The sequence below is a fragment of the Streptomyces sp. NRRL WC-3742 genome (genome assembly GCF_000720635.1).
Taxonomy (GTDB): domain Bacteria; phylum Actinomycetota; class Actinomycetes; order Streptomycetales; family Streptomycetaceae; genus Kitasatospora.
The window spans coordinates 44,318-70,402 of the sequence record NZ_JOCF01000005.1; the positions used below are offsets into that span (position 1 = coordinate 44,318).

At 70.7% G+C, this 26,085-nt stretch carries 25 protein-coding genes; 7 read left to right on the forward strand and 18 right to left on the reverse strand.

Annotation, left to right across the window (positions count from 1 at the left end; all coding sequences use genetic code 11):
- Window positions 1-58: 58 nt before the first annotated feature.
- The 11 genes from IH61_RS0104740 to uvrA form a co-directional block, all read right to left on the reverse strand.
- Window positions 59-346 carry an RNA polymerase-binding protein RbpA gene (locus IH61_RS0104740; RefSeq protein ID WP_031065345.1) on the reverse strand — a complete coding sequence of 96 codons (288 nt, stop codon included), beginning with the start codon at window positions 344-346 and terminating at the stop codon, window positions 59-61.
- Window positions 347-550: 204 nt separating this feature from the next.
- Entirely contained in the window at window positions 551-787 is a 237-nt protein-coding gene (gene secG, locus IH61_RS0104745) for a preprotein translocase subunit SecG (RefSeq protein WP_031065347.1), read from the reverse strand.
- 88 nt (window positions 788-875) lie between these two features.
- Entirely contained in the window at window positions 876-1,661 is a 786-nt protein-coding gene (gene tpiA, locus IH61_RS0104750; RefSeq protein WP_031065349.1) for a triose-phosphate isomerase, read from the reverse strand.
- Between the two features lie 4 nt (window positions 1,662-1,665).
- Window positions 1,666-2,868 carry a phosphoglycerate kinase gene (locus IH61_RS0104755; RefSeq protein ID WP_031065351.1) on the reverse strand — a complete coding sequence of 401 codons (1,203 nt, stop codon included), beginning with the start codon at window positions 2,866-2,868 and terminating at the stop codon, window positions 1,666-1,668.
- A gap of 150 nt (window positions 2,869-3,018) precedes the next feature.
- On the reverse strand, window positions 3,019-4,026 hold the full coding sequence (gene gap / locus IH61_RS0104760; RefSeq protein ID WP_031065352.1) for a type I glyceraldehyde-3-phosphate dehydrogenase: 1,008 nt from the start codon (window positions 4,024-4,026) through the stop codon (window positions 3,019-3,021).
- 316 nt (window positions 4,027-4,342) lie between these two features.
- Window positions 4,343-5,323: a DNA-binding protein WhiA gene (whiA, locus tag IH61_RS0104765; RefSeq protein ID WP_030238424.1), complete on the reverse strand. Its 981-nt coding sequence runs from the start codon at window positions 5,321-5,323 to the stop codon at window positions 4,343-4,345.
- Complete coding sequence (locus tag IH61_RS0104770) at window positions 5,314-6,411, reverse strand: uridine diphosphate-N-acetylglucosamine-binding protein YvcK (RefSeq protein ID WP_031065355.1); 1,098 nt, start codon at window positions 6,409-6,411, stop codon at window positions 5,314-5,316. Before IH61_RS0104770 ends, whiA begins: the two co-directional genes overlap by 10 nt.
- 76 nt (window positions 6,412-6,487) lie before the next feature.
- On the reverse strand, window positions 6,488-7,372 hold the full coding sequence (rapZ, locus tag IH61_RS0104775) for an RNase adapter RapZ (RefSeq protein ID WP_037971641.1): 885 nt from the start codon (window positions 7,370-7,372) through the stop codon (window positions 6,488-6,490).
- 121 nt (window positions 7,373-7,493) lie between these two features.
- Window positions 7,494-9,593, reverse strand: a complete 2,100-nt coding sequence (uvrC, locus tag IH61_RS0104785; RefSeq protein ID WP_078910833.1) for an excinuclease ABC subunit UvrC — start codon at window positions 9,591-9,593, stop codon at window positions 7,494-7,496.
- Between the two features lie 42 nt (window positions 9,594-9,635).
- A complete protein-coding gene (locus IH61_RS0104790) occupies window positions 9,636-10,103 on the reverse strand; it encodes a Rieske (2Fe-2S) protein (protein WP_031065368.1) in 468 nt (155 codons plus the stop codon).
- Window positions 10,104-10,206: 103 nt separating this feature from the next.
- Window positions 10,207-13,119 (reverse strand): excinuclease ABC subunit UvrA, encoded by a 2,913-nt coding sequence (gene uvrA / locus IH61_RS0104795; RefSeq protein WP_031065371.1) that lies wholly within the window; start codon window positions 13,117-13,119, stop codon window positions 10,207-10,209.
- Between the two features lie 263 nt (window positions 13,120-13,382).
- Between uvrA and IH61_RS0104800 the strand changes: the two genes are divergently transcribed.
- Both IH61_RS0104800 and IH61_RS0104805 read left to right on the forward strand, forming a co-directional pair.
- A complete protein-coding gene (locus tag IH61_RS0104800; RefSeq protein WP_051836261.1) occupies window positions 13,383-14,114 on the forward strand; it encodes a maleylpyruvate isomerase family mycothiol-dependent enzyme in 732 nt (243 codons plus the stop codon).
- A 45-nt stretch (window positions 14,115-14,159) separates the two neighbouring features.
- Window positions 14,160-14,813 (forward strand): MBL fold metallo-hydrolase, encoded by a 654-nt coding sequence (locus IH61_RS0104805; protein WP_031065377.1) that lies wholly within the window; start codon window positions 14,160-14,162, stop codon window positions 14,811-14,813.
- A 71-nt stretch (window positions 14,814-14,884) separates the two neighbouring features.
- Here the strand turns inward: IH61_RS0104805 and IH61_RS0104810 are convergent, their stop codons facing one another.
- The 5 genes from IH61_RS0104810 to zapE form a co-directional block, all read right to left on the reverse strand.
- Window positions 14,885-15,865, reverse strand: a complete 981-nt coding sequence (locus tag IH61_RS0104810; RefSeq protein WP_031065382.1) for a TerC family protein — start codon at window positions 15,863-15,865, stop codon at window positions 14,885-14,887.
- Window positions 15,866-16,075: 210 nt separating this feature from the next.
- Entirely contained in the window at window positions 16,076-16,654 is a 579-nt protein-coding gene (locus tag IH61_RS0104815) for a TerD family protein (protein WP_031065385.1), read from the reverse strand.
- 236 nt (window positions 16,655-16,890) lie between these two features.
- Window positions 16,891-18,981: an excinuclease ABC subunit UvrB gene (gene uvrB, locus IH61_RS0104820; RefSeq protein WP_031065388.1), complete on the reverse strand. Its 2,091-nt coding sequence runs from the start codon at window positions 18,979-18,981 to the stop codon at window positions 16,891-16,893.
- 44 nt (window positions 18,982-19,025) lie between these two features.
- Window positions 19,026-19,334: a helix-turn-helix domain-containing protein gene (locus IH61_RS0104825; RefSeq protein ID WP_031065392.1), complete on the reverse strand. Its 309-nt coding sequence runs from the start codon at window positions 19,332-19,334 to the stop codon at window positions 19,026-19,028.
- Between the two features lie 244 nt (window positions 19,335-19,578).
- Window positions 19,579-20,646 (reverse strand): cell division protein ZapE, encoded by a 1,068-nt coding sequence (gene zapE / locus IH61_RS0104830; RefSeq protein ID WP_051836293.1) that lies wholly within the window; start codon window positions 20,644-20,646, stop codon window positions 19,579-19,581.
- A gap of 168 nt (window positions 20,647-20,814) precedes the next feature.
- On the opposite strand from zapE, the gene IH61_RS0104835 reads away from it, so the two are divergent.
- From IH61_RS0104835 to msrB, 4 genes are all read left to right on the forward strand, one after another.
- Complete coding sequence (locus IH61_RS0104835; RefSeq protein WP_031065398.1) at window positions 20,815-21,591, forward strand: pyrimidine reductase family protein; 777 nt, start codon at window positions 20,815-20,817, stop codon at window positions 21,589-21,591.
- 65 nt (window positions 21,592-21,656) lie between these two features.
- The gene (locus IH61_RS0104840; RefSeq protein WP_031065401.1) at window positions 21,657-22,118 is read left to right on the forward strand and encodes a hypothetical protein; all 462 of its coding nucleotides are present in this window, start codon (window positions 21,657-21,659) and stop codon (window positions 22,116-22,118) included.
- Window positions 22,119-22,257: 139 nt separating this feature from the next.
- Window positions 22,258-23,661: a UDP-N-acetylmuramate--L-alanine ligase gene (gene murC / locus IH61_RS0104845; RefSeq protein ID WP_031065403.1), complete on the forward strand. Its 1,404-nt coding sequence runs from the start codon at window positions 22,258-22,260 to the stop codon at window positions 23,659-23,661.
- 45 nt (window positions 23,662-23,706) lie between these two features.
- A complete protein-coding gene (msrB, locus tag IH61_RS0104850) occupies window positions 23,707-24,111 on the forward strand; it encodes a peptide-methionine (R)-S-oxide reductase MsrB (protein ID WP_031065406.1) in 405 nt (134 codons plus the stop codon).
- A 63-nt stretch (window positions 24,112-24,174) separates the two neighbouring features.
- On the opposite strand, the gene IH61_RS0104855 is transcribed toward msrB, so the two are convergent.
- Together IH61_RS0104855 and IH61_RS0104860 are read right to left on the reverse strand one after the other, a co-directional pair.
- On the reverse strand, window positions 24,175-24,381 hold the full coding sequence (locus tag IH61_RS0104855) for a hypothetical protein (RefSeq protein WP_324607580.1): 207 nt from the start codon (window positions 24,379-24,381) through the stop codon (window positions 24,175-24,177).
- Between the two features lie 106 nt (window positions 24,382-24,487).
- Complete coding sequence (locus tag IH61_RS0104860; protein WP_031065411.1) at window positions 24,488-25,243, reverse strand: helix-turn-helix domain-containing protein; 756 nt, start codon at window positions 25,241-25,243, stop codon at window positions 24,488-24,490.
- 156 nt (window positions 25,244-25,399) lie between these two features.
- On the opposite strand from IH61_RS0104860, the gene IH61_RS0104865 reads away from it, so the two are divergent.
- Window positions 25,400-25,591, forward strand: coding sequence for a hypothetical protein (locus IH61_RS0104865; RefSeq protein ID WP_031065414.1), 192 nt, complete (start codon window positions 25,400-25,402; stop codon window positions 25,589-25,591).
- The last annotated feature ends 494 nt before the right edge of the window (window positions 25,592-26,085 follow it).

The window sequence follows — 26,085 nt, forward strand, 5'->3', positions numbered from 1 at the left end:
CACTGAAGGGCGCCACCGTCAACGACGGTGGCGCCCTTCAGCGTTCAGGCTCGGGACCTCAGATCTCGCCGCGCAGCTTGGCCAGCGCCTCGGCGAGGATCGCCTCGCCGTCCGCGTCGGTGCGACGCTCGCGGACGTAGGCGAGGTGGGTCTTGTAGGGCTCGTTGCGCGAGGGCGCGGGCGGGTTGTCCTCGTCCTGCCCGGCCGGGAAGCCGCAGCGCGGGCAGTCCCAGGTCTCCGGGATGACCGCCTCGGCCGCGAAGCTGGGCTTGGTCTCGTGCTTGTTGGCACACCAGAAGCTGATCCGGTTGCGCGGGGCGGACTCGCCGCGCTCCGCCTCGCCCATCGGGCCGGCTCCGACCCTGCTGCCACGGATGGCGTTGCCACTTGCCACGGTCTGACTCCCTGCGTGCTGGTGCGCCGACCCGCCGCGTGCGCGTCGGTGGCGAAAGTCGTCCTAGTGTAAGCAGGAGTTAAGCGTCCGCCACCATCGCCTGCGCCCCCGACCGTCCCAGGATAAGCGCTCGGGAGACGGGGTGTCAGACCCGCGTCAGCTCTTGTACTTGAGCACCAGGCCGAGAACGATGATGCAGGCGAACCAGCCGAGGCCGATCACGATGGTGATGCGGTCCAGGTTGCGCTCGGCCACGGCCGAACCGCCGCCGGTGGACATCGCGCCGCCGCCGAACATGTCCGACAGGCCGCCGCCCTTCCCCTTGTGCAGCAGCACCAGCAGGATCATCAGCAAGCTCAGGACGATCAGGGCAATCGAGAACCCGATAACCACGGCGGGACCAACTCTCTCGTATCTTCGGCGAAGGGGCCGGGCCCGCGTACGGCGGTCCGGCCCCAAAGCCTACGTTGCTGCGGCGGCGTTAGCCTACTGCCTGGTCACGGTAGCGCACGATCTTGACGAACTCGTCGGCGTCCAGGGAGGCACCGCCGATCAGGCCGCCGTCGATGTCGGGCTTGGCCATCAGGCCGGCCGCACTGGAGGACTTGACCGAGCCGCCGTACAGGACGCGGACCTTGCCGGCCAGCTCGGCGTCGTACAGCTCGGCCAGGCGCGCGCGGATGGCGGCGCAGACCTCCTGCGCGTCCTCCGGGGTGGCCACCTCGCCGGTGCCGATCGCCCAGACCGGCTCGTAGGCGACGACGATCGACTCGGCCTGGTCGGCCGGGACGCCGTCGAGGGCGCCGTCCAGCTGGGCCAGGGTGTACTCGACGTGCGTGCCGGCCTTGCGGATCTCCAGCGGCTCGCCGATGCACAGGATCGGGGTGACCCCGGCGCGGTAGGCGGCCTTGACCTTGGCGTTGACGATCTCCTCGTTCTCGCCGTGGTACTGGCGGCGCTCGGAGTGGCCGATCACCGCGTAGGTGCACTTGAGCCGGGCCAGCATCGGGCCGGAGATCTCGCCGGTGTAGGCGCCGGAGTCGTGCTGGGAGATGTCCTGCGAGCCGTACTTGATCTTCAGCTTGTCGCCGTCGACCAGGGTCTGGACCGAACGCAGGTCGGTGAAGGGCACCAGGACGGCGACCTCGACGGCCTCGTAGTCCTTGTCGGCCAGGGTGAAGGCCAGCTTCTGGGTGTGGCGGATGGCCTCGTAGTGGTCGAGGTTCATCTTCCAGTTGCCCGCCATCAGCGGGAGACGGTCAGTCATGCTTTCAGCCTTCCAGGGCGGTGAGACCGGGGAGCTGCTTGCCCTCCAGGTACTCCAGGCTCGCGCCACCGCCGGTCGAGATGTGCCCGAACTTCGTCTCGTCGAAGCCCAGGATGCGGACGGCCGCGGCGGAGTCACCGCCGCCGACGACGGTGAACGCGTCGCTGTCGACCAGGGCCTGCGCGACGGCGGAGGTGCCGCCGGCGTAGTCCGGGTGCTCGAAGACGCCCATCGGGCCGTTCCAGAACACCGTGCCGGCGTCGGCCAGCTTGGCCGCGAACAGCTCGCGGGTCTTCGGGCCGATGTCCAGGCCCTCCTTGTCGGCGGGGATCCCGTCCGCGTCGACGGTCTCGAAGTCCGCCGGGGCCTTGGTCTTGAGGTCCGGGAACTCGGCGGAGACCAGGACGTCCACCGGCAGGACGAACTCGACGCCGGTCTCCTCGGCGCGCTTGAGGTAGTCCAGGACGGTCGGGATCTGGTCCGCCTGCAGCAGCGAGATGCCGACCTCGTGGCCCTTGGCCTTGAGGAAGGTGTACGCCATGCCGCCGCCGATCAGGATGCGGTCGGCCTTCTTCAGCAGGTTGTCGATCACGCCGAGCTTGTCGGAGACCTTGGCACCGCCGAGCACGACGACGTACGGGCGGGCGACCTCGTCGGTCAGGCGCTTGAGCACACCGACCTCGGTGGCGATCAGGTCGCCGGCGGCGTGCGGCAGCAGGGCCGGCAGGTCGAACACGGAGGCGTGCTTGCGGTGCACGGCGCCGAAGCCGTCACCGACGTAGAGGTCCGCGAGGGCGGCGAGCTGCTCGGCGAAAGCCTTGCGCTCGGCGTCGTCCTTGCTGGTCTCGCCGGCGTTGAAGCGGAGGTTCTCCAGCAGCGCGACCTCGCCCTCGCCCAGCGCGGCGACGGCGGCCGTGGCGCTCCCGCCGACGGTGTCGGTGGCGAAGGCGACGGGACGGCCGAGGATCTCACCGAGGCGCGCGGCCACGGGGGCGAGCGAGAACTTCGGGTCCGGCTCGCCCTTGGGGCGGCCGAGGTGCGAGGCGACGACGACCTTCGCGCCGCGCGCGAGGAGCTTGGCGATGGTCGGCGCGACGGCGCGGATGCGGCCGTCGTCGGTGATCGTGCTGCCGTCCAGCGGGACGTTCAGGTCGGCTCGGACGAAGACGCGCTTGCCTGCGACGTCGAGGTCTTCGATGGTCTTCACGGGTTCTTCGGTCTCCTGGGGAGATGGGATGCGCAGAGAGGCGGCACGGCGCAGGGGCCGCCTGGGAAGTCTTGAGCGCGGCGCGAGGGCCCGGTCGGCGTCGTGCGCCGTCCGGGCCCTCGCCCCTACATCACGTCAGCTCCCAACGCGTCAGAGCTGCCCGCCGACGATGCCGACCAGGTCGACGACGCGGTTCGAGTAGCCCCACTCGTTGTCGTACCAGCCGAGCACCTTGACCTGGTTGCCCTGGACCATGGTCAGGCTGGAGTCGAAGATGCACGAGTGCGGGTCGTTCACGATGTCCGAGGAGACGATCGGGTCCTCGGTGTAGGCCAGGACGCCCGCGAGCGAGCCCTCCTGAGCGGCCTTCTGGAAGGCCGCGTTGACCTCGTCCTTGGTGACCTCGCGCTCGAGGGTCACGACCAGGTCGGTGATCGAGCCGGTCGGGACCGGGACGCGCAGCGAGGTGCCGTCCAGCTTGCCCTTCAGCTCGGGCAGGACCAGGGCGGTCGCCTTGGCGGCACCGGTCGAGGTCGGGATGATGTTCTGGCTCGCCGCACGAGCACGGCGCAGGTCCTTGTGCGGGAAGTCCAGGGTGACCTGGTCGTTGGTGAACGCGTGGACGGTGGTCATCAGACCCTTGACGATGCCGAAGTTGTCGTTCAGCACCTTCGCCATCGGCGCCACGCAGTTGGTGGTGCAGGAGGCGTTGGAGATGACGTGGTGGTTGGCCGCGTCGTACTTGTCGTCGTTGACGCCCAGGACGACGGTGATGTCCTCGTCGGTGGCGGGCGCCGAGATGATGACCTTCTTGGCACCGGCGGCGATGTGCTTCTTCGCGGCCTCGGCCTTGGTGAAGATGCCGGTGGACTCGACGACGATGTCGGCGCCCAGGGCGGCCCACGGCAGGTTCGCGGGGTCACGCTCGGCCGTCACCTTGAAGGTGTGGCCGTCGACGGTGATGGTGTCCTCGGTGTGCGAGACCTCGCCCGGGAAGGTGCCCAGGGTGGTGTCGTACTTGAGCAGGTGGGCCAGGGTCTTCGTGTCGGTGAGGTCGTTGACACCGACGATCTCGATGTCCGCGCCCTGGGCCTTGACGGCGCGGAAGAAGTTGCGGCCGATGCGGCCGAAGCCGTTGATGCCTACCCGGATCGTCACGAACCGATCTCCTCGTTAGGTACGCCGGCGCGAAAGCCGACGGGGATGAGATTTGGGAAGTCCCCGACCGCCTATGACCCTACCTCTCCCGGGCCTGGGAGGGCACATCGCGCCGCCTGGTGAGACTGGGCGTGGCGCGGCGCAACCCCCATTTCAGGCCGTCCGTCCCTGGTTCGCCGGGCAGTTGGTCCCGAGGCCATTGGTCTCTACCAATTTGTCAGTACGGCCGGACCCGGGTACGGCTCACGGCCGGCACCCCTCCTCGGGGTACCGGCCGTGAGTCGTCGCGGACCGCGGTCGCTGCGGACCGCCGCGGTCAGTTCATCGCCATCTCGTCGGTCAGGCTCGCCTCGGTGCTCGGCAGGCCGAGCTCGGAGGCCCGCTTGTCGGCCATCGCCAGCAGCCGGCGGATCCGGCCGGCCACCGCGTCCTTGGTCAGCGGCGGGTCGGCGAGCGCGCCCAGCTCCTCCAGCGACGCCTGCTTGTGCTGCATCCGCAGCTGGCCCGCCGCGGCCAGGTGCTCGGGCACCTCCTCGCCGAGGATCTCCAGCGCGCGCTGCACCCGGGCGCCGGCCGCCACCGCGGCGCGGGCCGAGCGGCGCAGGTTGGCGTCGTCGAAGTTGGCCAGCCGGTTGGCGGTGGCCCGCACCTCGCGGCGCATCCGGCGCTCCTCCCAGGCGAGCACCGACTCGTGCGCGCCCAGGCGGGTCAGCAGCGCGCCGATCGCGTCGCCGTCGCGGATCACCACCCGGTCCACGCCGCGCACCTCGCGGGCCTTGGCCGGGATGCCGAGCCTGCGGGCGGCGCCGACCAGGGCGAGGGCCGCCTCGGAGCCGGGGCAGGTGATCTCCAGCGAGGAGGAGCGGCCCGGCTCGGTGAGCGAGCCGTGCGCCAGGAAGGCCCCGCGCCACGCCGCCTCGGCGTCGCAGGTCGCCCCGGAGACGACCGCCGGGGGCAGGCCCCGGATCGGGCGGCCCCTACCGTCCACGAGCCCGGTCTGGCGCGCGAGCAGCTCGCCGTCCTTGACGACCCGCACGACGAAGCGGCTGCCGCGCCGCAGGCCGCCGGGGGCCATCACCACCAGGTCCGAGGAGTGCCCGAAGATCTCCAGGAGGTCCTTGCGCAGCCGCCGCGCCGCCGCTCCGGTGTCCAGCTCCGCCTCGATCACGATGCGGCCGCTCACGATGTGCAGTCCGCCCGCGAACCGCAGGATCGCCGACACCTCCGCCTTGCGACAGCAGGCCCGGGTGACCGGGAGCCGGCTGATCTCGTCCTTCACCGCTGGAGTCATCGCCATGGCCCGATCCTTCCATGTGTCCGGAAAATCCGGTCGTACGCGGCAGCCAACAGCTCCGGGTCGTGTCGCGGGGTGCCGTCGGTCCGGGCCACCGAACCGAGCACCAGTGCGGCACCCATCCTCGTGGCCGCCTTCTCCAGACCGGCCAGGTCCGCCTGGCCGAAGGCGCCGCCCGTGACGGCGCGCTCGTCCACCAGGATCGCATCCACGGCGAGGTCGGGAGCGTGGTCGGCGATGACCTCCAGATGACGCTGCGGGGTGAATCCCTCCGTCTCGCCGGGCTGGGGGGCCAGGTTCAGGGTGAGCAGGCGGCGGGCGCGGGTCTCCACCAGCGCCTTGGCCAGCTCGGGCACCAGCAGGTGCGGCAGCACGCTGGTGAACCAGGAGCCGGGGCCGAGCACCACCCAGTCCGCCTCCCGCACGGCCGCGACGGCCTCGGGGACGGCGGGCGGCTCCTCGGGCACCAGCCGGACCGACTGCACGGTGCCCGGCGTCGCCGCCACGCTGGCCTGGCCCCGTACGGCGCCGACCTCGGCGGGGCGGGCCGGGTCGTGGCCGCGCACCGTCGCCTCGATGTCCAGCGGGACGGCCGACATCGGCAGCACCCGGCCCTGGACGTTCAGCAGCCGGCCGACCCACTCCAGGGCGGCCACCGGGTCCCCCAGCTTCTCCCACAGGGCGACGATCAGCAGGTTGCCCACCGCGTGGCCGCCCAGCTCACCGTTGCCCGTGAAGCGCTGCTGGATCACCTCGGACCAGGTGCGGCCCCAGTCGTCGTCCCCGCACAGCGCGGCCAGCGCCTTGCGCAGGTCGCCCGGGGGCAGCACACCCAGTTCGCTGCGCAGCCGTCCGCTGGAGCCGCCGTCGTCGGCGACGGTGACCACGGCGGTGACGTCGCTGGTCAGGCGGCGCAGCGCGGACAGCGAGGCGGACAGGCCCTGGCCGCCGCCGAGCGCGGTGATGCGGGGGGCGGGGTTGGCCCGGGCGGGGCTGTTGCGCGGCCGGCTGGGCGCCGGGGGCCGGACCGGACCGACCGCCCGGTCACCTCCCCTGCCCTGCGGCTGCCGCCCGGGTCCGTATCCCGCCACTCCCGCCACGAATCACCTCGCGTTCCTCCCCCGCCACCGGCTGCGCCGGGGGGTCGTCCGGCGAGAAGGAGGCGGACTATTCCCGTCCCATGTCACGGTGGACGAGCACCGTCTCGACTCCGTCGGCGATGAGACGCTTGGTCAGACGCTCGGACATGGCGACGCTGCGGTGCTTGCCACCGGTGCAGCCTACGGCAAGCGTCATGTAACGCTTCCCTTCGCGGCGGTAGCCCTCCGCGACGATGCGCAGCAGATCGGCGTAGCCGTCCAGGAACTCGTTGGCCCCGGGCTGCTGGAAGACGTAGTCGGCGACGTCCGCGTCGGTGCCGGTGCGGGCGCGCAGCTCGGGGACCCAGTGGGGGTTGGGCAGGAAGCGGCAGTCCACGACGAGGTCGGCGTCGACGGGCAGGCCGTACTTGAAGCCGAAGGACATCACGGTGGCGCGCAGCTCGGGCTCGTCGTGGTCGGCGAACTGGGCGTCGAGCTTGGCGCGCAGCTGGTGCACGTTGAGGTTGGAGGTGTCGATCACCAGGTCGGCCTCGCCGCGCAGGTCGCGCAGGAGGTCGCGCTCCTGGGCGATGCCGTCGACGATGCGGCCGTCGGCCTGGAGCGGGTGGGGGCGGCGCACGTTCTCGAAGCGGCGCACCAGGGCCTCGTCGGAGGAGTCGAGGAAGATCACCCGCAGGCGCACGCCCCGCTTCTCCAGCTCGTCGAGGGAGGTGAGCAGGTCGTCGAAGAACTGGCGGCCGCGCACGTCCACGACCACGCCGATCCTGGCGACGTTGCCCTGGGAGCGGGCGCCGAGGTCGACCATGGTCGGGATCAGGGCGGGCGGCAGGTTGTCGACCACGAACCAGCCGAGGTCCTCCAGGCACTTGGCCGCGGTGGAGCGGCCGGCTCCGGACATGCCGGAGATGATCACCAGCTCCGGCGCGTTCTCGGCCACGTCTGACACGGTCACTTCGGTTCCCCGCTCTCGGTCTTTCTGCTGGGGAGAACGCGTTCGGCGGCCGCGCGCTTCCCCGGCCCGGACAGGCGGGCCGCGGTGGCGGGTCGGGCCGGCTGACGGGCGGCGTCGGCCGTCATGGCGTCTCCTGGGATGGTGCGTTCTGGGGTGCTGCGGGTGCTGCCGGCGCTCCGGCGGGTGCTGCGGCCACCGACGCGGCGGCCTCGTCGGCCCCGTCCTCGATGATCTCGCCTGTCGCGGTGTTGACCGCGGGTGCGGCGGGTGTACGGGACGACAACGCCGCCGCAACAGTCTCCGCCGTGCGGCGTCCGATGCCGGGTACGGCGCAGAGTTCGTCGACGGTGGCCGCCCGGAGCCTCTTCAGCGAGCCGAAGTGCTTGAGCAGCGCCCGGCGGCGAGTCTCTCCGAGGCCCGGGACGGAGTCCAGTTCCCCGGCGGTGAGTCGCTTGGAACGCTTGGCGCGCTGGTAGGTGATCGCGAAGCGGTGGGCCTCGTCGCGCACGCGCTGGAGCAGGTAGAGGCCCTCGCTGGCGCGGGGCAGCACGACGGGGTCGTCCTCGCCGGGCAGCCAGACCTCCTCCAGGCGCTTGGCCAGGCCGCACAGGGCGACGTCGTCGATGCCGAGTTCGTCCAGGGCGCGCTTGGCGGCGGCGACCTGCGGCTGGCCGCCGTCGACCACGAGCAGCTGGGGCGGGTAGGCGAAGCGGCGGGGGCGGCCGTCCTCGGTGCGGGGGCCGTCCTCGGTCTGGGGTCCGTCCTCAGGCTGCGGGCCGTCCTCGGCGTCCTCCGCCTCGGGCACGGCCCACTCGCCGGTCTGCTCGCGCTCCTGGAGGTAGCGGCGGAAGCGGCGACTGATCACCTCGTGCATCGAGCGGACGTCGTCCTGGCCGGCGAAGCCCTTGATCTGGAAGCGCCGGTACTCGCTCTTGCGGGCCAGGCCGTCCTCGAAGACGACCATGGAGGCCACCACGTCCTCGCCCTGGAGGTGGGAGATGTCGAAGCACTCGATGCGCAGCGGGACGGAGTCCAGCTCCAGCGCGTCGGCGATCTCCTGGAGGGCGCGGCTGCGGGTGGTCAGGTCGGAGGCCCGCTTGGTCTTGTGCAGCGCCAGCGCCTGCTGGGCGTTGCGCTGCACGGTGGCCATCAGGTCCTTCTTGTCGCCGCGCTGGGGGATGCGCAGGTCGACCTGGCTGCCGCGCAGGGAGCCGAGCCAGTCCCGTATCGGGGCGACGGGATCGGGCAGGGCGGGCACCAGCACCTCCCGGGGGACGGACTCGCCGTCGCCCCCGTACAGCTGCTGGAGGGCGTGCTCGACCAGGCCCGCGGTGTCGACGTCCTCGACCTTGTCGGTGACCCAGCCGCGCTGGCCGCGCACCCGGCCGCCGCGGACGTGGAAGATCTGTACGGCGGCCTCGAGTTCGTCCTCGGCGACGGCGAGAAGGTCGGCGTCGGTGGCGTCGGTGAAGACGATCGCGTTCTTCTCCATGGCGCGCTTGAGGGCGCCGATGTCGTCGCGCAGCCGGGCCGCCTTCTCGTACTCCATCTCCTCGGCGGCCTCCTGCATCTCCGTCTCCAGGCGGCGCAGGTAGTTGCCGGTGCGCCCGGCCATGAAGTCGCAGAAGTCCTCGGCCAGCTCCCGGTGTTCGTCCGCGGTGACCCTGCCGACGCAGGGCGCGGCGCACTTGCCGATGTAGCCGAGCAGGCAGGGGCGGCCGACCTGCTGGGCGCGCTTGAAGACGCCGTTGGAGCAGGTGCGGACGGGGAAGACGCGCAGCAGCAGGTCCACGGTCTCGCGGATCGCCCAGGCGTGTCCGTACGGGCCGAAGTAGCGCACGCCCTTGCGGTGCGCCCCGCGCATCACCTGGACGCGCGGGAACTCCTCGTTGAGGGTGACGGCGAGTTCCGGATAGCTCTTGTCGTCGCGGTACTTGACGTTGAAGCGGGGGTCGAACTCCTTGATCCAGGAGTACTCCAGCTGCAGCGCCTCGACCTCGGTGCCGACGACCGTCCACTCCACCGAGGCGGCGGTGGTGACCATCGTCGCGGTGCGCGGGTGCAGGCCCGCGAGGTCCTGGAAGTACGACGTCAGGCGCTGGCGGAGGTTCTTGGCCTTGCCGACGTAGATGACCCGGCCGTGGGCGTCACGGAACTTGTAGACGCCCGGGGAGGTCGGGATCGCGCCCGGCGCCGGGCGGTAGGTGCTCGGGTCAGCCATGGGTCCACCGTACCGATTTCGGCTGGAGGGAGATCAACTGCGTCAGCTCGCGGTCACCTTGAGGTTCCCCGCCTCGACGGCGACGGTGTAGGCGGGCAGCGGGCTGGGGGCCGGGCCCTCCTGGACGGAGCCGTCGGTGACGGAGAAGCGGCTGCCGTGGCAGGGGCACTGGATCTGCTGCTTCTTGACCTGGTCGACGATGCAGCCGGCGTGGGTGCACTTGGCGCTGAACGCCTTGAACTGGCCCTCGGTGGGCTGGGTGACGACGATCTTCTGCTCGCGGTAGACCTTGCCGCCGCCGACCGGGACGTCGGTGGCCGGGCCGAGGTCCACCGGGCCCTTGGAGGCGCTGCCCTTGTCCGAGCCGCCGGAGGAGGAGCCACCGGAGGAACCGCCGGAGGAGGAGCCGCAGCCGGTGAGCGCCACGGCGCCGCCGGCCGCCAGGACGGCCGCCCCGCAGAGCAGGGTGCGGCGGGAGGCGGCGGGGCTGGTCTCGGGGGCCTCGGACATCGGTTGCGCTCCTACGGTTGCTGCTGCGAGGGACCACGGAAGTCTATGCGGCACGCACCCCGCCGCTCCCGTGGTCCCGGGAGCGGCGGGGTGCGTGGACGGGCTACTTCTTCGCCGCGACGGCCCGCTTGCGCGGCGCCTTCCTGGCGGGGGCGGCGACCGGGGCGTCCGCGAAGTCCCCCGGCAGGATGTCCCGCAGGAACTTGCCGGTGTGGCTCTCCGCGACGGCCGCGATCTGCTCCGGGGTGCCCTCGGCGACCACCGTGCCGCCGCCGGAGCCGCCCTCGGGGCCCATGTCGACGACCCAGTCGGCGGTCTTGATCACATCGAGGTTGTGCTCGATGACGATCACCGTGTTGCCCTTGTCCACCAGCCCGCTGAGCACCTTGATCAGCTTGCTGATGTCCTCGAAGTGCAGACCGGTGGTGGGCTCGTCCAGCACGTAGACCGTCCGCCCGGTGGAGCGCTTCTGCAGCTCGGAGGCGAGCTTGACGCGCTGCGCCTCGCCGCCGGAGAGCGTCGGCGCGGACTGGCCGAGCCGGACGTAGCCCAGGCCCACGTCGTTGAGCGTGCGCAGGTGGCGGGCGATCGCCGGGACGGCCTCGAAGAAGCCCAGGGCCTCCTCGATCGGCATGTCCAGCACCTCGGCGATGGACTTGCCCTTGTAGTGGACCTCCAGCGTCTCCCGGTTGTACCGGGCGCCGTGGCAGACCTCGCACGGCACGTAGACGTCGGGCAGGAAGTTCATCTCGATCTTGATCGTGCCGTCGCCGGTGCAGTTCTCGCAGCGGCCGCCCTTGACGTTGAACGAGAACCGGCCCGGCAGGTACCCGCGGACCTTGGCCTCCTGCGTCTCCGCGAAGAGCCGGCGCACGTGGTCGAACACACCGGTGTACGTGGCCGGGTTGGAGCGCGGGGTGCGGCCGATCGGCGACTGGTCGACGTGCACCACCTTGTCCACCAGGTCGGTGCCGGTGATCCGGGTGTGCCGGCCGGGCACGCTGCGGGCGCCGTTCAGCTCCCGGGCGAGGTGGGTGTACAGGATGTCGTTGACCAGCGTGGACTTCCCGGAGCCGGAGACGCCCGTGATCGCCGTCAGGGTGCCCAGCGGGAAGCCGACCGTGACGTCCTTGAGGTTGTGCTCACGGGCGCCGTGGACCGTCAGCTGGCGCTTCTTGTCCCGGTCGCGGCGGGCGGCCGGGATCGGGATGAAGCGCTTGCCGGAGAGGTACTGGCCGGTCAGCGACTCCTTGTTGGCGAGGAGCTGCTTCAGCGAACCGGAGTGCACCACCTTGCCGCCGTGCTCGCCGGCGCCGGGGCCGATGTCCACCACCCAGTCCGCGGTCTTGATGGTGTCCTCGTCGTGCTCGACCACGATCAGGGTGTTGCCGATGTCGCGCAGCCGCACCAGCGTCTCGATCAGCCGGTGGTTGTCGCGCTGGTGCAGGCCGATGGACGGCTCGTCCAGCACGTACAGCACGCCGACCAGGCCGGAGCCGATCTGCGTGGCCAGCCGGATGCGCTGGGCCTCGCCGCCCGAGAGGGTGCCGGCCGCGCGGTCCAGCGAGAGGTAGTCCAGGCCGACGTCGACCAGGAAGCGCAGCCGCTCGTTGACCTCCTTGAGGACGCGCTCGGCGATCTGCTTGTCCCGGTCGTTGAGCTTCATCGCGCCCAGGAACTCGGAGCAGTCGCTGATCGACATCGAGGAGACGTCGGCGATCGACCTGTCCTGGACGGTGACGGCGAGCACCACCGGCTTGAGCCGGGTGCCCTGGCACGTCGGGCAGGGCACCTCGCGCATGTAGCCCTCGAAGCGCTCGCGGCTGCTGTCGCTCTCCGCCTCGGTGTGCCGGCGCTGGATGAACGGGACGGCGCCCTCGAAGCCCGTGCTGTACGAGCGCTCGCGGCCGAAGCGGTTGCGGTAGCGGACCTCCACCTGGTGCTTGTGCCCGTACAGCAGCGCCTTCCTGGCGCGGGCGGGCAGACCGGCCCAGGGGATGTCGGTGCGGAAGCCGAGCTCCTCGGCCAGCGCGTCGATCAGGCGGGCGAAGTACTCCTTCGCGTGCCCCGCCGACCAGGGGTGGATCGCGCCCTCCTCCAGCGAGCGCTCCGGGTCGGGGACGACCAGCTCCGGGTCGACCTCCATCCGGTTGCCCAGGCCCGAGCAGTCCGGGCAGGCGCCGAACGGCGAGTTGAAGGAGAACGAGCGCGGCTCCAGCTCCTCGAACGACACGTCGTCGTACGGGCAGTAGAGGTGTTCGGAGTACATCCGCTCGCGCTCGGCGTCGCCCTCCGGGAGGTCGACGAAGTCGAGGACGACCATGCCGCCGGAGAGCCTGAGGGCCGTCTCCACCGAGTCGGTGAGGCGGCGCTTGGCGCTCTCCTTGACGGTGAGGCGGTCGATGACCACCTCGACGGTGTGCTTCTCCTGCTTCTTGAGCTTCGGCGGCTCGGCGAGCTGAATCGTCTCGCCGTCCACCCGGGCGCGGGAGTAGCCCTTGGACTGGAGGTCGGCGAAGAGGTCGACGAACTCGCCCTTGCGCTCGCGCACCACCGGGCTGAGCACCTGGAAGCGGGTGCCCTCGGAGAGCTCCAGCACCTTGTCGACGATCGCCTGGGGCGACTGCTTGGCGATCGGGCGGCCGCAGTGCGGGCAGTGCGGCTTGCCGATCCGGGCGAACAGCAGGCGCAGGTAGTCGTAGACCTCGGTGATCGTGCCGACGGTCGAACGGGGGTTGCGGTTGGTGGACTTCTGGTCGATCGAGACGGCCGGGGAGAGGCCCTCGATGAAGTCGACGTCGGGCTTGTCCATCTGGCCCAGGAACTGGCGGGCGTAGGAGGACAGCGACTCGACGTAGCGGCGCTGGCCCTCGGCGAAGATCGTGTCGAAGGCGAGCGAGGACTTGCCGGAGCCGGAGAGGCCCGTGAAGACGATGAGTGAGTCGCGGGGCAGGTCGAGCGAGACGTTCTTGAGGTTGTGCTCGCGTGCACCGCGGACGACGAGGCGGTCGGCCACAGCTTCTGGCGCCTTTCTCCGGGACGAGACAGCTGGCGTTTGAGTGCGTGTTCTTCTTCAAGGATGCGGCAGCCAGCCTATAGCTCAGACGTTCGAATATCGACCTTGTCCAGCCGAGTCCACCCGAACGAGTGAGGGCGCCTCGCCGACCGTCCGCACCCGGACCGAAAACCCCCTGCTCAGGGCCGTGGTTCGGCGATAGCGTCGACTGGTCAACGAGTGAAACCCGTGTGGGCAACGCGCCCCGACCGAAGGCAGATCCCATGACCGATCCGCAGTCCGCCGCCACCTCCTGGCTGAACCGGGTCGAGGAGGCCACCGCACGCCTGCTGTCCACCGTCGCCGGGCTCGCGCCCGAGGCCGTCGCCGAGCCCTCCGCCCTCCCCGGCTGGACCCGGGGCCACGTCCTCGCCCACCTCGCCCGCAACGCGGACTCCCTGGTCAACCTGCTCGAGGGCCTCCCCCAGTACGCGAGCGACGGGGCCCGCGACGGCGACATCGAGCGCGACGCGCCCCGCCCGCTCGAGGTCCACCTCGCCGACCTGCGCGACTCCCACGCGCGGCTCGCCGCCAAGGCTTCCTCGACGACCGCCGAAGCCTGGGGCCGCGAGGTCAGGCACCGCACCGGCTACCTCTTCCCGGCCCACGAGATCCCGATGAAGCGCCTGCTGGAGGTCGAGTACCACCACGTCGACCTCGCCGCCGGCTACACCCCGGCGCAGTGGCCGGAGGAGTTCGCCATCGACGAGTTCCACCGGCTCACGGCGCAGCTGCACGGCACCGACCTGCCCCTCACCGAGGTGCACGCCGAGGACACCGGGCGGTTCGGAACGATCGGCAGCAGCACGCCCGACGCCGACGGCCGCAGCTTCGCAGAGCTCACCGTCGAGGGCCCCCAGCGCGCCCTCACCGCCTGGCTCTCCGGCCGCTCCGACGGGGCCGACCTGCGCCGCACCCCCGACACCGCGCTCCCCCAGCTTCCGCCGATGGGCTGAGGGCGCGAGGATGATCCCAGAAGCGACTGGAGAGGGAGCGGACGAATGACGTACCACGGAGCGGTCAAGGTCGGCGGACCGCCGGACGTACGGGAGCTGGCCCACCTGATCATCTCCAAGGTGGCCGTGGGCCCGTTCGACAACAACGCCTACCTGCTGCGCTGCCGGGCCACCGACGAACAGTTGCTGATCGACGCGGCCGCCGACGCCCCGGTGCTGCTGGAGACGGTCGGCGACGACCTGGAGACGGTGGTCACCACCCACCGCCACCACGACCACTGGGCGGCGCTCGCCGAGGTGGTCGCCACCACCGGCGCCCGCACCGCCGCCGGGGAGCACGACGCCGAGGGCATCGACGTCCCCACCGAACTGCTGCTCGCCGACGGCGACAAGCTGCGCGTCGGCGAGGTCGAACTCACCGTCCGCCACCTGGTCGGCCACACCCCGGGCGCCATCGTCCTGATCTACGACGACCCCCAGGGCCACCCCCACGTCTTCACCGGCGACTGCCTCTTCCCCGGCGGCGTCGGCAACACGTGGGGCGACCCGGAGGCGTTCCGCACGCTCTACCGCGACGTCACCGAGAAGATCTTCGCCCCCCTCCCCGACGAAGCCTGGGTCTACCCCGGCCACGGCAACGACACCACCCTCGGCGCGGAGCGCCCCCACCTCGAGGAATGGCGCGAACGCGGCTGGTGACCGCACGCCCGCAGCGCCGAGCCCCGCCGCCGGATGCGTGATCCGGCGGCGGGGCTCGTGGGTGGTGCGGGTCAGGCGTCGAGCTTCTCGCGCTCGGCCTCCTGCTGCTGCTTCTTGGAGGCCATCAGGCTGGTCACCGTCGTCACCGCGAGGACCAGGACGATGACGGCCAGGGAGACCGGGATGCCGATCTCCGGCGCCCAGGTCGCACCGGCCTCGTGGGCGGCGTGGAGGACGAGCTTCACACCGATGAAGCCGAGGATCACCGAGAGGCCGTAGCTCAGGTGGACCAGCTTCTTCAGCAGGCCCCCGATCAGGAAGTACAGCTGGCGCAGGCCCATCAGGGCGAAGGCGTTCGCCGTGAAGACGATGTACGGGTCCTGGGTGAGGCCGAAGATGGCCGGGATCGAGTCCAGGGCGAACAGGACGTCCGTGGTGCCGATGGCCAGCATGACGATCAGCATCGGGGTGATCAGCCGGCGGCCGTGCTCGCGGACGATCAGTTTGGTGCCGCGGTAGTCCTCGGTGGCGGGGAAGCGGCGGGTGATGGACTTGAGGAGGCGATTCTCCTCGAACTCCTCGTCCTCCTCATCCGCCCGGGCCTCCTTGATCAGCTTCCAGGCCGTCCAGATCAGGAAGGCGCCGAAGATGAAGAACACCCAGGAGAACTGCGAGACCAGGGCCGCGCCACCGGCGATGAAGATCGCCCGCAGCACCAGGGCGATGATCACACCGAACATCAGCACGCGCTGCTGGTAGATCCTGGGCACCGCGAACTTGCCCATGATCAGGATGAACACGAAGAGGTTGTCGACGCTGAGCGACTTCTCGGTGATGTACCCGGCGAAGAACTCACCGGCCGGCTCGCCGCCGGAGTGCCACCAGAGGAAACCACCGAAGAGCACCGCCAGGGCGACCCAGACGGCCGTCCAGATTCCGGCCTCCTTGAGGGAGACCTCGTGCGGCTTGCGCCCTCCGATGAAGAAATCGGCCACGATCAGGGCGATCAGCACACCGATCGTCGCGACCCACATGGTCATGGAAACGTCCACTACTGCTCCTCCGGCAGGTAGGCGAGACAGTCATCGTCACTGCCGGAGGTCTCTTCCGCCCATCGGGCCAGCGCCCCGGGGTGCCACGACGGGCACCCGTGATGACGGGGTCGGCTGTCGAGGAATACTCCCCTCCGCTGCCATGAAGAGTAACAGGAACGGCAAAGAAAGGTAAAGAAGGTAAAGAACGGCCAGGATCAGCGACCAGGGTCAGAGGAACGGCTCGATGGCCGGCAGCAGGTCCTGGAAGGTCCGCCCCTTCGCCGGGGCGCCGATGGCCTGCATCGTCCAGCCGCCCTCGCCGTCGCGGAACACCTTCGCCATGATCTGGCCGGTGTGCGGCCCGCCGCCCGCCAGCTCGTAGCGGGCCAGCTCCTCGCCCGTGGTCTCGTCCATCAGCCGACAGTGGGCCCGGCTCACCTCGGCGAAGGTCTGGCCGGTGTACGAGCTGACGGTGAACACCACCTGGGTGATGTGCGGCGGCACGTGCATCAGGTCGACGAGGATCGCCTCGTCGTCCGCGTCGCCGGAGCCGCCCTCCAGGTTGTCCCCGGTGTGGCGCACCGATCCGTCCGTGGACTCCAGGTGCTGGAAGAACACCACGTCCGAGGGCGTCTTCCCGGCGTAGAGCAGCGCCGAGGCGTCCAGGTCGATCTTGCGGGTGCGACTGCCGAACAGGCCCCGCTTGGGGGCGGCCTCCCAGCCCAGGCCCATCCGGACCACGGCCAGGGACGTACCCGACCCCTTCCGGAGGCTGACCTGCTGGCCCTTGGCAAGGTTCACCGACACGGCGTTGTCCTCTCTGCACGGCCGGCCGGCCAAGGCCGCCCGGCACCACGGTGGAACACCCCGTTGCCGTCCCCCGGCTGAGGCCCCCTTCTGCTGCGGGCCCCGCTCCTGTCCGAGAGCGCGAGTCCGCAGGCCAGCCTAGGGCCTGCGGACCCTTCTCCCCCCTCGGGTTTCCCCATTTGTGGCAAGCCTGAGACACCTTCGCGCTTGACCGGTTTCGGTTGGCCCCCGAGCGGCTAGGCCACCCCCGCCTCGCGCATCTGCCGGAGCTCCCTCTTCAGCTCCTTCACCTCGTCGCGCAGCCGCGCCGCGAGCTCGAACTGGAGGTCCGCGGCGGCCGCGTGCATCCGGTCGGTCATCTCCTGGATGAGGTCGGCGAGTTCGGCCGCCGGCAGGGACTTGGCGGGCTTGCGCTCCGAACCCAGCGCCGGCACCGGGGCCTTGCCCTTGCCGGAGCCGCGGTACCCGGTGGAGAGCAGCTCGTCGGTGTCCACGTCCTCGCGGGCGAGGGTGTCCAGGATGTCGCCGATCTTCTTGCGCAGCGGCTGCGGGTCGATGCCGTGCTCCTTGTTGTACGCCTGCTGCACGGCCCGGCGGCGGTTGGTCTCCTCGATCGCCTTCTCCATCGAGGGGGTGATCCGGTCCGCGTACATGTGGACCTGGCCGGAGACGTTACGGGCGGCGCGGCCGATCGTCTGGATCAGCGAGGTGCCGGAGCGCAGGAAGCCCTCCTTGTCGGCGTCCAGGATCGCCACCAGCGACACCTCGGGCAGGTCGAGGCCCTCGCGCAGCAGGTTGATGCCGACGAGCACGTCGTAGCGGCCGGCGCGCAGTTCGCGCAGCAGCTCCACGCGGCGCAGGGTGTCCACGTCGCTGTGCAGGTAGCGGACCCGGATGTCCAGGCCGAGCATGTAGTCGGTGAGGTCCTCGGCCATCTTCTTGGTCAGCGTGGTGACCAGGACGCGCTCGTCCCGCTCCACCCGCTTGCGGACCTCGTGCACCAGGTCGTCGATCTGGCCCTCGGTGGGCTTGACGATGACCTCGGGGTCGATCAGGCCGGTCGGGCGGATGATCTGCTGCACCTGGCCGTCGCCGCGCGAGAGTTCGAACGGGCCGGGCGTCGCCGACAGGTAGACGGTCTGGCCGATCCGCTCCAGGAACTCCTCCCACTTGAGCGGGCGGTTGTCCATCGCGGAGGGCAGCCGGAAGCCGTGCTCGACGAGGGTGCGCTTGCGCGAGGCGTCACCCTCGTACATCGCGCCGATCTGCGGGACGGTGACGTGCGACTCGTCGATGACGAGGAGGAAGTCCTCGGGGAAGTAGTCCAGCAGGGTGTTCGGCGGGGAGCCGGGCTCGCGGCCGTCGAAGTGCATCGAGTAGTTCTCGATGCCCGAGCAGGTGCCGATCTGGCGCAGCATCTCGATGTCGTAGGTGGTGCGCATGCGCAGCCGCTGGGCCTCCAGCAGCTTGCCCTGCTTCTCCATCCTGGCGAGGGAGGTCTCCAACTCCTTCTCGATGCCGTTGATCGCGCGCTCCATGCGCTCGGGGCCGGCGACGTAGTGGGAGGCGGGGAAGACGTAGACCGACTCGTCCTGGCTGATGATCTCGCCGGTGAGCGGGTGCAGGGTGTACAGCGCCTCGATCTCGTCGCCGAACATCTCGATGCGGACGGCGAGTTCCTCGTACACCGGGAAGATCTCGATGGTGTCCCCGCGCACCCGGAAGGTGCCCCGGGTGAACGCCACGTCGTTGCGGGCGTACTGGATGTCGACGAAGCGGCGCAGCAGGTCGTCCCGGTCGATCTCCTGCCCGACCTTGAGCTGGACCATCCGGTCCACGTACTCCTGCGGCGTGCCGAGGCCGTAGATGCAGGAGACGGAGGCGACCACGATCACGTCCCGCCGGGTGAGCAGCGAGTTGGTGGCCGAGTGGCGCAGCCGCTCGACCTCCTCGTTGATCGAGGAGTCCTTCTCGATGTAGGTGTCCGTCTGGGGGACGTACGCCTCGGGCTGGTAGTAGTCGTAGTACGAGACGAAGTACTCGACCGCGTTGTTGGGCAGCAGCTCCCGGAACTCGTTCGCCAGCTGCGCGGCCAGCGTCTTGTTCGGCGCCATCACCAGGGTGGGCCGCTGCAGCTTCTCGATCATCCACGCCGTGGTGGCCGACTTGCCGGTACCGGTGGCACCCAGCAGGACGACGTCCTTCTCCCCTCCCCGGACGCGCCGCTCCAACTCGGCGATCGCCGCCGGCTGGTCTCCGTTCGGCTGAAAGGGACTGACGACCTCGAAGGGCGCCACGGACCGCTCAATACTCGTGATGGGACGCACGCCTCAACCGTACGACCCACCACCGACAAGCGGAGCCGGATCGGTCAGGCCGCGTGCGCCTCGAACCTTATGGCGGGCTCGCGAGCGGGGTCGATGCGCACGGCGGCGTCGAAGGCGGAGGCCAGGCGCTCGATCAGCGGCAGGGTCGGGTCGACACCGCTCTCCTCGATACTCTCGACCGTCTCCTCGTCCAGGCCGGCCTTCTCGGCGAGCTGCGCGACCGTCCACCCGAGCGCGGAGCGGCGGGCGTACACGGCTTCGGCCAGCGACATCCGCCGCCCCGCCGCCCGGTACTCCTCGCTCTCACGGTGCTCCGGCGGCACGACCCAACGCGTGTGGTAGCCGCTGCTCATCGCTCCTCCTCGTCCCTGTCGTAGACCGCGTGATCTGGCCGGCCACCGGGAAGGGCAGGAGTTCCCCCTCCTCGGCGAGACGGTCGGCGGCACGCTCGGCCGCGCGGTGCTCGGCGAGCGGGCATCCGCGCAGCCTGGCTCGTACCTCGGGTTCGATCTCGATGCTGTAACCAGCCCGGGTACCGGTCATTGCCCCCCTCTGCTCCGCAAGGGGCAACGCGCGACCGGGGCCGGGGTTACGGCCTCATGCCTTCGCGCTGTCGCGGGCGAGGGCGACGAGGCGGGAGATGGCGCGGAGGTACTTCTTGCGGTAGCCGCCTCGGAGCATGTCCTCGGGGAAGACCTGGTCGAAGGGGAGGCCGGAGGCGGTGATGGGGAGTTCGCGGTCGTACATGCGGTCGGCGAGGACGACCAGGCGCAGCGCGGTGGACTGGTCGTCGACCTGGTGGACGCCGCGCAGGCAGACGGCGGTGACGTCGTCGAGGAGGGCGCCGTAGCGGCTGGGGTGGACGGCGGAGAGGTGGGTGAGGAGGGCGTCGAAGTCGTCGAGGGAGGCGCCGGGGGTGCGGGCGGCGACGGCGTCGACGGTCTCGTCGGTGTACGGGGGCGGGGCGTCGGGCAGGCCCCGGTGGCGGTAGTCCTGGCCGTCGATGCGCATCGGGCGGAAGTGGGCGGACAGGCCCTGGATCTCGCGCAGGAAGTCGGCGGCGGCGAAGCGGCCCTCGCCGAGCTTCTCGGGCAGGGTGTTGGAGGTGGCGCAGAGCTTGACGCCGTTGTCGACGAGGCGGCCGAGGAGCGTGGAGACCAGGACGGTGTCGCCCGGGTCGTCGAGCTCGAACTCGTCGATGCAGAGCAGGGTGTGCCCGGAGAGGGTCTGGACGGCCTGCTGGAAGCCGAGCGCGCCGACGAGGTTGGTCAGCTCGACGAAGGTGCCGAACGCCTTGGGGCCGGGGGCGGCGTGCCAGAGCGAGGCGAGCAGGTGGGTCTTGCCGACGCCGTAGCCGCCGTCGAGGTAGACGCCGGCGGGCCCGGTGGGCGCGGGGGCGCTGCGGCGGAACCAGCTGCGCTTGGGTGCGGAACCGTTTCCGCGCGCGTTTCCGTTCCCGAGGGTGGTCGCGAACTGCTCCAGCACCTGGACGGCCTCGTACTGGCTGGGCTGGGTCCGGTCCGGGATGTACGTCCCGAAGCTCACCTGCGAGAAGCGCGGCGGCGGGACCATCTCGGCGACCAGCCGCTCGGCGGGCACCACGGGGCGGCGGTCGGTGAGCGCGACCGGGCGGCCTGTGGAGCCTTCCGGGCTCACGTCGGCTATCGGGTCGGTCGCGGTGGGGCGGGAGGCTGCGGGCACATCTGTAGAGGGTACGCCTGCCCGCGGGTGCCCCGGAACGACCCCGGGGGGCGGCCCAGGACACCCCCCGGGGCGGCCCCGGAACGGCCCCGGGACGACCTCTGGACGGCCCGCGGTGGAAGACTTGGGGGCATGCAGCTGCTGATCAACCCGCTCGCCGGGCCCGTCGACGATCCGTCCTCCCTGGGGGCCCTGTCCGCGCTCTACGCGTACCCCGACCAGGTGAATCAAGGGCTGCCGTGGCTGCGCGCGAACATGGTCGCCGGGCTGGACGGCGGGGCGAGGCTCGACGGTGTGTCCGAGGGCCTGTCCGGGGACGCCGACAAGCGGATCTTCGGGGTCCTGCGGGCGCTCTCGGACGTGGTGCTGGTCGGCGCGGAGACCGTCCGCACGGAGGGCTACCGGCCGGCCCGGGCCCGTACGGAGTTCGCGGCGGCCCGGGCGGCGGCGGGGCAGGCCCCGGCCCCGGCGATCGCCGTCGTGACCCGCTCGCTGGCGCTGGACCTGACCGCGCCGCTGTTCACCGAACCGCTGGTCAGGACGGTGGTGATCACCACCGAGGACGCCCCCGAGGAGCGCCGCCGCGCCGTCGCCGAGGTGGCCGACCTGGTGCTCGCCGGGCGCGGTTCGGTGGACCTGCGGGCGGGCGTGGCGGCCCTGGCCGAACGGGGCTGGACCCGGCTGCTGAGCGAGGGCGGCCCCCGGCTGCTGGGGCAGCTGGCCGAGGCCGGGCTGCTGGACGAGTTGTGCCTGTCACTGGCCCCGCTGATCACGGGCGGCGACGCGCCGAGGATCATCCACGATGCGGAAATGCCTGACGTGCAGCGGATGCGACTGGTCTCATTGATCGAGCAGAAAGGATTCCTCTTCACCCGCTACCTGCGTCACCTGGGTTCGGAGACCCCGTGACCCCCCGATCGTGATCCCGTTATGCGATGCCGGGGCCCGGGGGCCGGCCACTGGAAGGGACTCACGTGTTCAAGACGGTACTGATGATCGAGAAGGCTCTCTCCGACGCTGATGTGGAGCTGGTCACCACGCTCCACAGCGACGAGAAGGTGTCCTTCGTCGTCCTGATGCAGCCGCGCGGCAAGCAGGACGAACTGCTGCGGGCGCTCGACGACGTCGCCCTCGGCCACCTGGACAAGGTGGTGCACGAGCACGACGAGTCCGAGAGCGGCCCGACCGTGGCCACCGAGTCGCTGGAGCACAGCCTGCGCCACCTGCGCGCGGCCGGCGCCGAGGCGATCGGCGAACTGGTGGAGGAGAAGCCCCTGGAACGGCTGCGCGAGGTCGTCCAGCGGCAGGAGGCGGACGAGGTGGTGGTGCTCACCTCCCCGCACTTCGTCGAGGAGTTCTTCCACCGCGACTGGGCCTCCCAGGCCAGGCACAAGGTCGGTGTCCCGGTGCTCAGGCTCTTCGCCAGCGACTCCTGACTCCGCTCCCGGCCTACCCGGCTCGCTCCTGTCCGCGCGCGCCGGTGGTGCAGAATCGTCCTTGCGGCCGGTCCGCGAGGACGATTCGCGTCCGGCCCGCCCGCCCCACTCCCAGCCCCCGCCCGTACGGAGCCCAGCCTTGAACGACGCCGCGCACGACCTGCACGCCCCGCACTTCATCGGCATCGGCGGCGCCGGCATGTCCGGCCTGGCGAAGATCCTCGCGGTGCGCGGCGCCAGCGTCTCCGGCAGCGACTCCAAGGAGTCCGAGACCGTCCTCGCGCTGCGCGCCCTCGGTGCCACCGTGCACGTCGGCCACGCCGCCGAGCACGTGCCGGACGGCGCCAGCAGCATCGTCGTCTCCAGCGCCATCCGCGCCGACAACCCGGAGCTGGCCGCCGCCCGCGAACGCGGCATCCCCGTGGTGCACCGCTCCGACGCGCTGGCCGCCCTGATGGGCGGGCGCCGGGCCCTGGCCGTCGCCGGCACCCACGGCAAGACCACCACCACCAGCATGCTGGCCGTCGCCCTCGGCGAGCTCGGCCTGGACCCGTCCTACGCCATCGGCGGCGACCTCGACGCGCCCGGCTCCAACGCCCACCACGGCACCGGCGAGATCTTCGTCGCCGAGGCCGACGAGAGCGACCGCAGCTTCCACAAGTACGCGCCCGAGGTGGCGATCGTGCTCAACGTGGAACTGGACCACCACGCCAACTACGCCTCGATCGACGAGATCCACGAGTCCTTCGAGACCTTCGTCGCCAGGATCGCCCCCGGCGGCACCCTGGTCGTCTCCGCCGACCACGACGGCGCCCGCGAGCTGACCTCCCGCGTCGCCGGCCGCGAGGGCCTCAACGTGGTGACGGTCGGCGCCGCCAAGGACGCCGACCTGCGCGTCCTGTCCGTCGTCGCCCGGGGCATGACCAGCGAGGTCACCGTCCTGCTGGACGGCGCCGAGCTGACCTTCACCGTCTCGGTGCCCGGCCGCCACTACGCCCACAACGCCGTCTCCGCGCTCGCCGCGGGCGTCGCCCTCGGCGTCCCCGCCGCGGACCTCGCCAAGGCGCTGGGCGCCTACACCGGCGTACGCCGCCGCCTCCAGCTCAAGGGCGAGGCGGGCGGCGTCCAGGTGATCGACTCCTACGCCCACCACCCCACCGAGATGACCGCCGACCTCGAGGCCATCCGCGAGGCCACCGAGGGCCGCGTCCTCGTCGTCTTCCAGCCGCACCTGTTCAGCCGCACCCAGCAGCTCGCCGAGGAGATGGGCGCCGCCCTCGCCCTCGCCGACGCCTCCGTGGTGCTCGACATCTACCCGGCCCGCGAGGACCCGATCCCCGGCGTCACCAGCGAGCTCATCCTCGACGCCGCGCGCCGCGCCGGCGCCGACGTCACCCCCGAGCACGACTTCGCCGCCGCCCCCGCCCTGCTCGCCGGCCTCGCCCGCCCCGGCGACCTGCTGCTCACCATGGGTGCGGGCGACGTCACCAACCTCGGCCCCGAAATTCTGAAGCACCTCGCGAACGTTGCCTCCAACGTCTGACCTCCGCTTCCAGGAGTCGTTCCAGGAACCGTTTCAGGAGCCGTGATGAGCTACGAGATCGAGAAGACCGAGGCCGAGTGGCGCGCCCAGCTCAGCCCCGAGGAGTACCACGTGCTCCGCGAGGCCGGCACCGAGCGCCCCTTCGTCGGCGAGTACACCGACACCAAGACCGTCGGCGTCTACAGCTGCCGCGCCTGCGGAGCGGAACTGTTCAGCTCCGAGACCAAGTTCGACAGCCACTGCGGCTGGCCCTCCTACTACGCCCCCCTCGCCGAGGACCGCGTCCAGTACATCGAGGACACCACCCTCGGCATGCGCCGCGTCGAAGTCCGCTGCGCCCGCTGCGGCGGCCACCTCGGCCACGTCTTCGACGGCGAGGGCTACGGCACCCCGACCGACCAGCGCTACTGCATCAACAGCGTCTCCCTCACTCTGAAGCCCGCCGAGTAACCCTCCGCGACAGGCGGGGCCGTGGACGTATCCACGGCCCCGCTACGCTGTGTGGACGGGTGGTCAGCGCACCACAGGGATGTTCCCGGATCGCCAGTCAGCCAGCCGCTTGCGGATGTTCGACACCATCGGCAACCCGTCCGTCTCGGCCGGGGAGAACCACGCCACCTCGTGGGACTCGTCCGACACCCGCAACTCCCCACCAAGCGGGCGTCCGAGGAGGCAGATCGAGAACTCCTGGCGGACCTCGCCGTCGTCGTAGGCGAACACGTGACGGGGGTCGGTGTAGGTGCCGACGAGAGCCCCCGCGCTGTCCTGCCCATAAGTTCGGGTGAGGAAGGTGCAGGGGCTCCTTCGTCGTTGCGTTGCGGGCAGGCTACGCCTCCGGCGGGACGCTGTAACGGCTCAGAACGTCGTCAGTCGTGGACTTGTCCAGAAGGCGCAGTTCCCACGGTCCGGTGTTGACGTCGAACTCTTTGCCGAAGCCGACCCACTTACCTGCCATGCGGCGCCCGGTCGGATCGACCAGCAACTGGATGGCACCGTGGTACCTCGCCCCCTGGTAGTAACCGTCCTGGGCGGTCTGTTCCACCCATGAGCCGGTGACGACGTTTCGATCAACGGTGAGATCGAATGACAAGGGCGAGTCGGGATTGGAGGACGCGCCGGGGAGGGATCGCCCTGTGATCCTGTTCCCGTTCTGAGACAGCACGACGTGGTGCAGGCCAGTGAATGTGTTCTCCCGGCTGCTGCTGAAGAACTCGTAGTGGCTGACCCATACTCCCGAGTAGTCCTCACCCGTGGGCGCGGGCGCAGCCTGCACGGGCACGCCTGGTTCATCACTGGTCACGTCGTGCCCTCCCGTACCGTCCGCGCTGACCCTTGGCGGCAACTGTGGCGAGTCGAAGCCGAGGCGGTCAACGGGAATCTTGGTGACGGCCTCAAGGGCTCGAACGTACACCGGGCGGGGATACCTCACCTCTCCTGACTCCCAGCGCTGCACCAGGCGCTTACTGGCGTCGTTCGGCTCCCCTTGGTCCTCCCCGACTGCCCGCAGCCGCTTCGCGAACTCGTCCTGGCTGAGACGGAGCCCGAGGCGTACGGCCCGAAGGGTCTCATTCGGCGTAGTCATGACTAGACGATAGGCCCAAACATCGTCCAACGACGCCGAAATGACGTCTTGCCAGGACTCCGGAGTGACGCCTTCCAGCCGTCGCAATGGCTCGCTGGGTCAGGGCACGCTCGGTCTGCTGGCAGTGGGGGATCACGGGACCGGAGTCGGAGAGCGGTGACGATGACACGCGAGGAAGACGAAGCCGATCGGCGCAGGCGACCGCCCAGTAAGCGCGCCAGCCCGGCCTTGATCGCCGCATGCCGCGCCGATTACCTCAAGGCCAAGGCGGATGACGACCGGCGCGCCCCAGACCCTTTCAAGTACGCCCCGCTGGGGTGGGAGGACGTGACCAGTGGCGCCGCCTGACAGCCGGCCGAGGTGCGCCGTTTGCGCGTCCTTCGACAAGATCACCCGCGTGTTCGCCGAGTCGCCCGAGCTTCCGGATCAGTCGGTGCTGCGCGAGATCGAGCTTCGTCGCCTCGCTCACGAACTCATCTGTGAGGCGGTGGCGCGTGTCGCGTCGTGAGATCGCCCGGCAGGCACCGGGCACGCCCGCCCCGGACCATGACCAGTGCCCCGACTGCCAGTACTTCGACTTCGCGCAAGCGCGGTACCCGGCCGATGAATTCCCCACGATCGCACGGAACTTGGCGCATAGGCGGGCGCAGCACGTCGCGGACGGCGAGTGTCTGGCGGTGGCCGATGGCGCCGAATGAGCCGGAGTACCTGTCGCCGAATTGGACGAGTTTCCTGGGCGGACCGGTGCCGTACCCGGTTGACCAGGGCGACCAAGACAGCGTCGAGGAGGCCGCCTTGCCGCCCTTGGAGCCCGTCCCCGACTCGCCGACCATGGCCCGCCT

Coding starts and splice junctions, on each gene's coding strand:
- whiA (WP_030238424.1), bottom strand. CDS start 5,323: ATGGCGATGACTCCAGCGGTGAAGGACGAGATCAGCCGGCTCCCGGTC.
- IH61_RS0104800 (WP_051836261.1), top strand. CDS start 13,383: ATGACCGATCCGCAGTCCGCCGCCACCTCCTGGCTGAACCGGGTCGAG.
- IH61_RS0104805 (WP_031065377.1), top strand. CDS start 14,160: ATGACGTACCACGGAGCGGTCAAGGTCGGCGGACCGCCGGACGTACGG.
- IH61_RS0104790 (WP_031065368.1), bottom strand. CDS start 10,103: ATGTCCGAGGCCCCCGAGACCAGCCCCGCCGCCTCCCGCCGCACCCTG.
- tpiA (WP_031065349.1), bottom strand. CDS start 1,661: ATGACTGACCGTCTCCCGCTGATGGCGGGCAACTGGAAGATGAACCTC.
- IH61_RS0104860 (WP_031065411.1), bottom strand. CDS start 25,243: ATGACTACGCCGAATGAGACCCTTCGGGCCGTACGCCTCGGGCTCCGT.
- uvrC (WP_078910833.1), bottom strand. CDS start 9,593: ATGGCTGACCCGAGCACCTACCGCCCGGCGCCGGGCGCGATCCCGACC.
- IH61_RS0104825 (WP_031065392.1), bottom strand. CDS start 19,334: ATGAGCAGCGGCTACCACACGCGTTGGGTCGTGCCGCCGGAGCACCGT.
- msrB (WP_031065406.1), top strand. CDS start 23,707: ATGAGCTACGAGATCGAGAAGACCGAGGCCGAGTGGCGCGCCCAGCTC.
- IH61_RS0104740 (WP_031065345.1), bottom strand. CDS start 346: ATGGGCGAGGCGGAGCGCGGCGAGTCCGCCCCGCGCAACCGGATCAGC.
- IH61_RS0104835 (WP_031065398.1), top strand. CDS start 20,815: ATGCAGCTGCTGATCAACCCGCTCGCCGGGCCCGTCGACGATCCGTCC.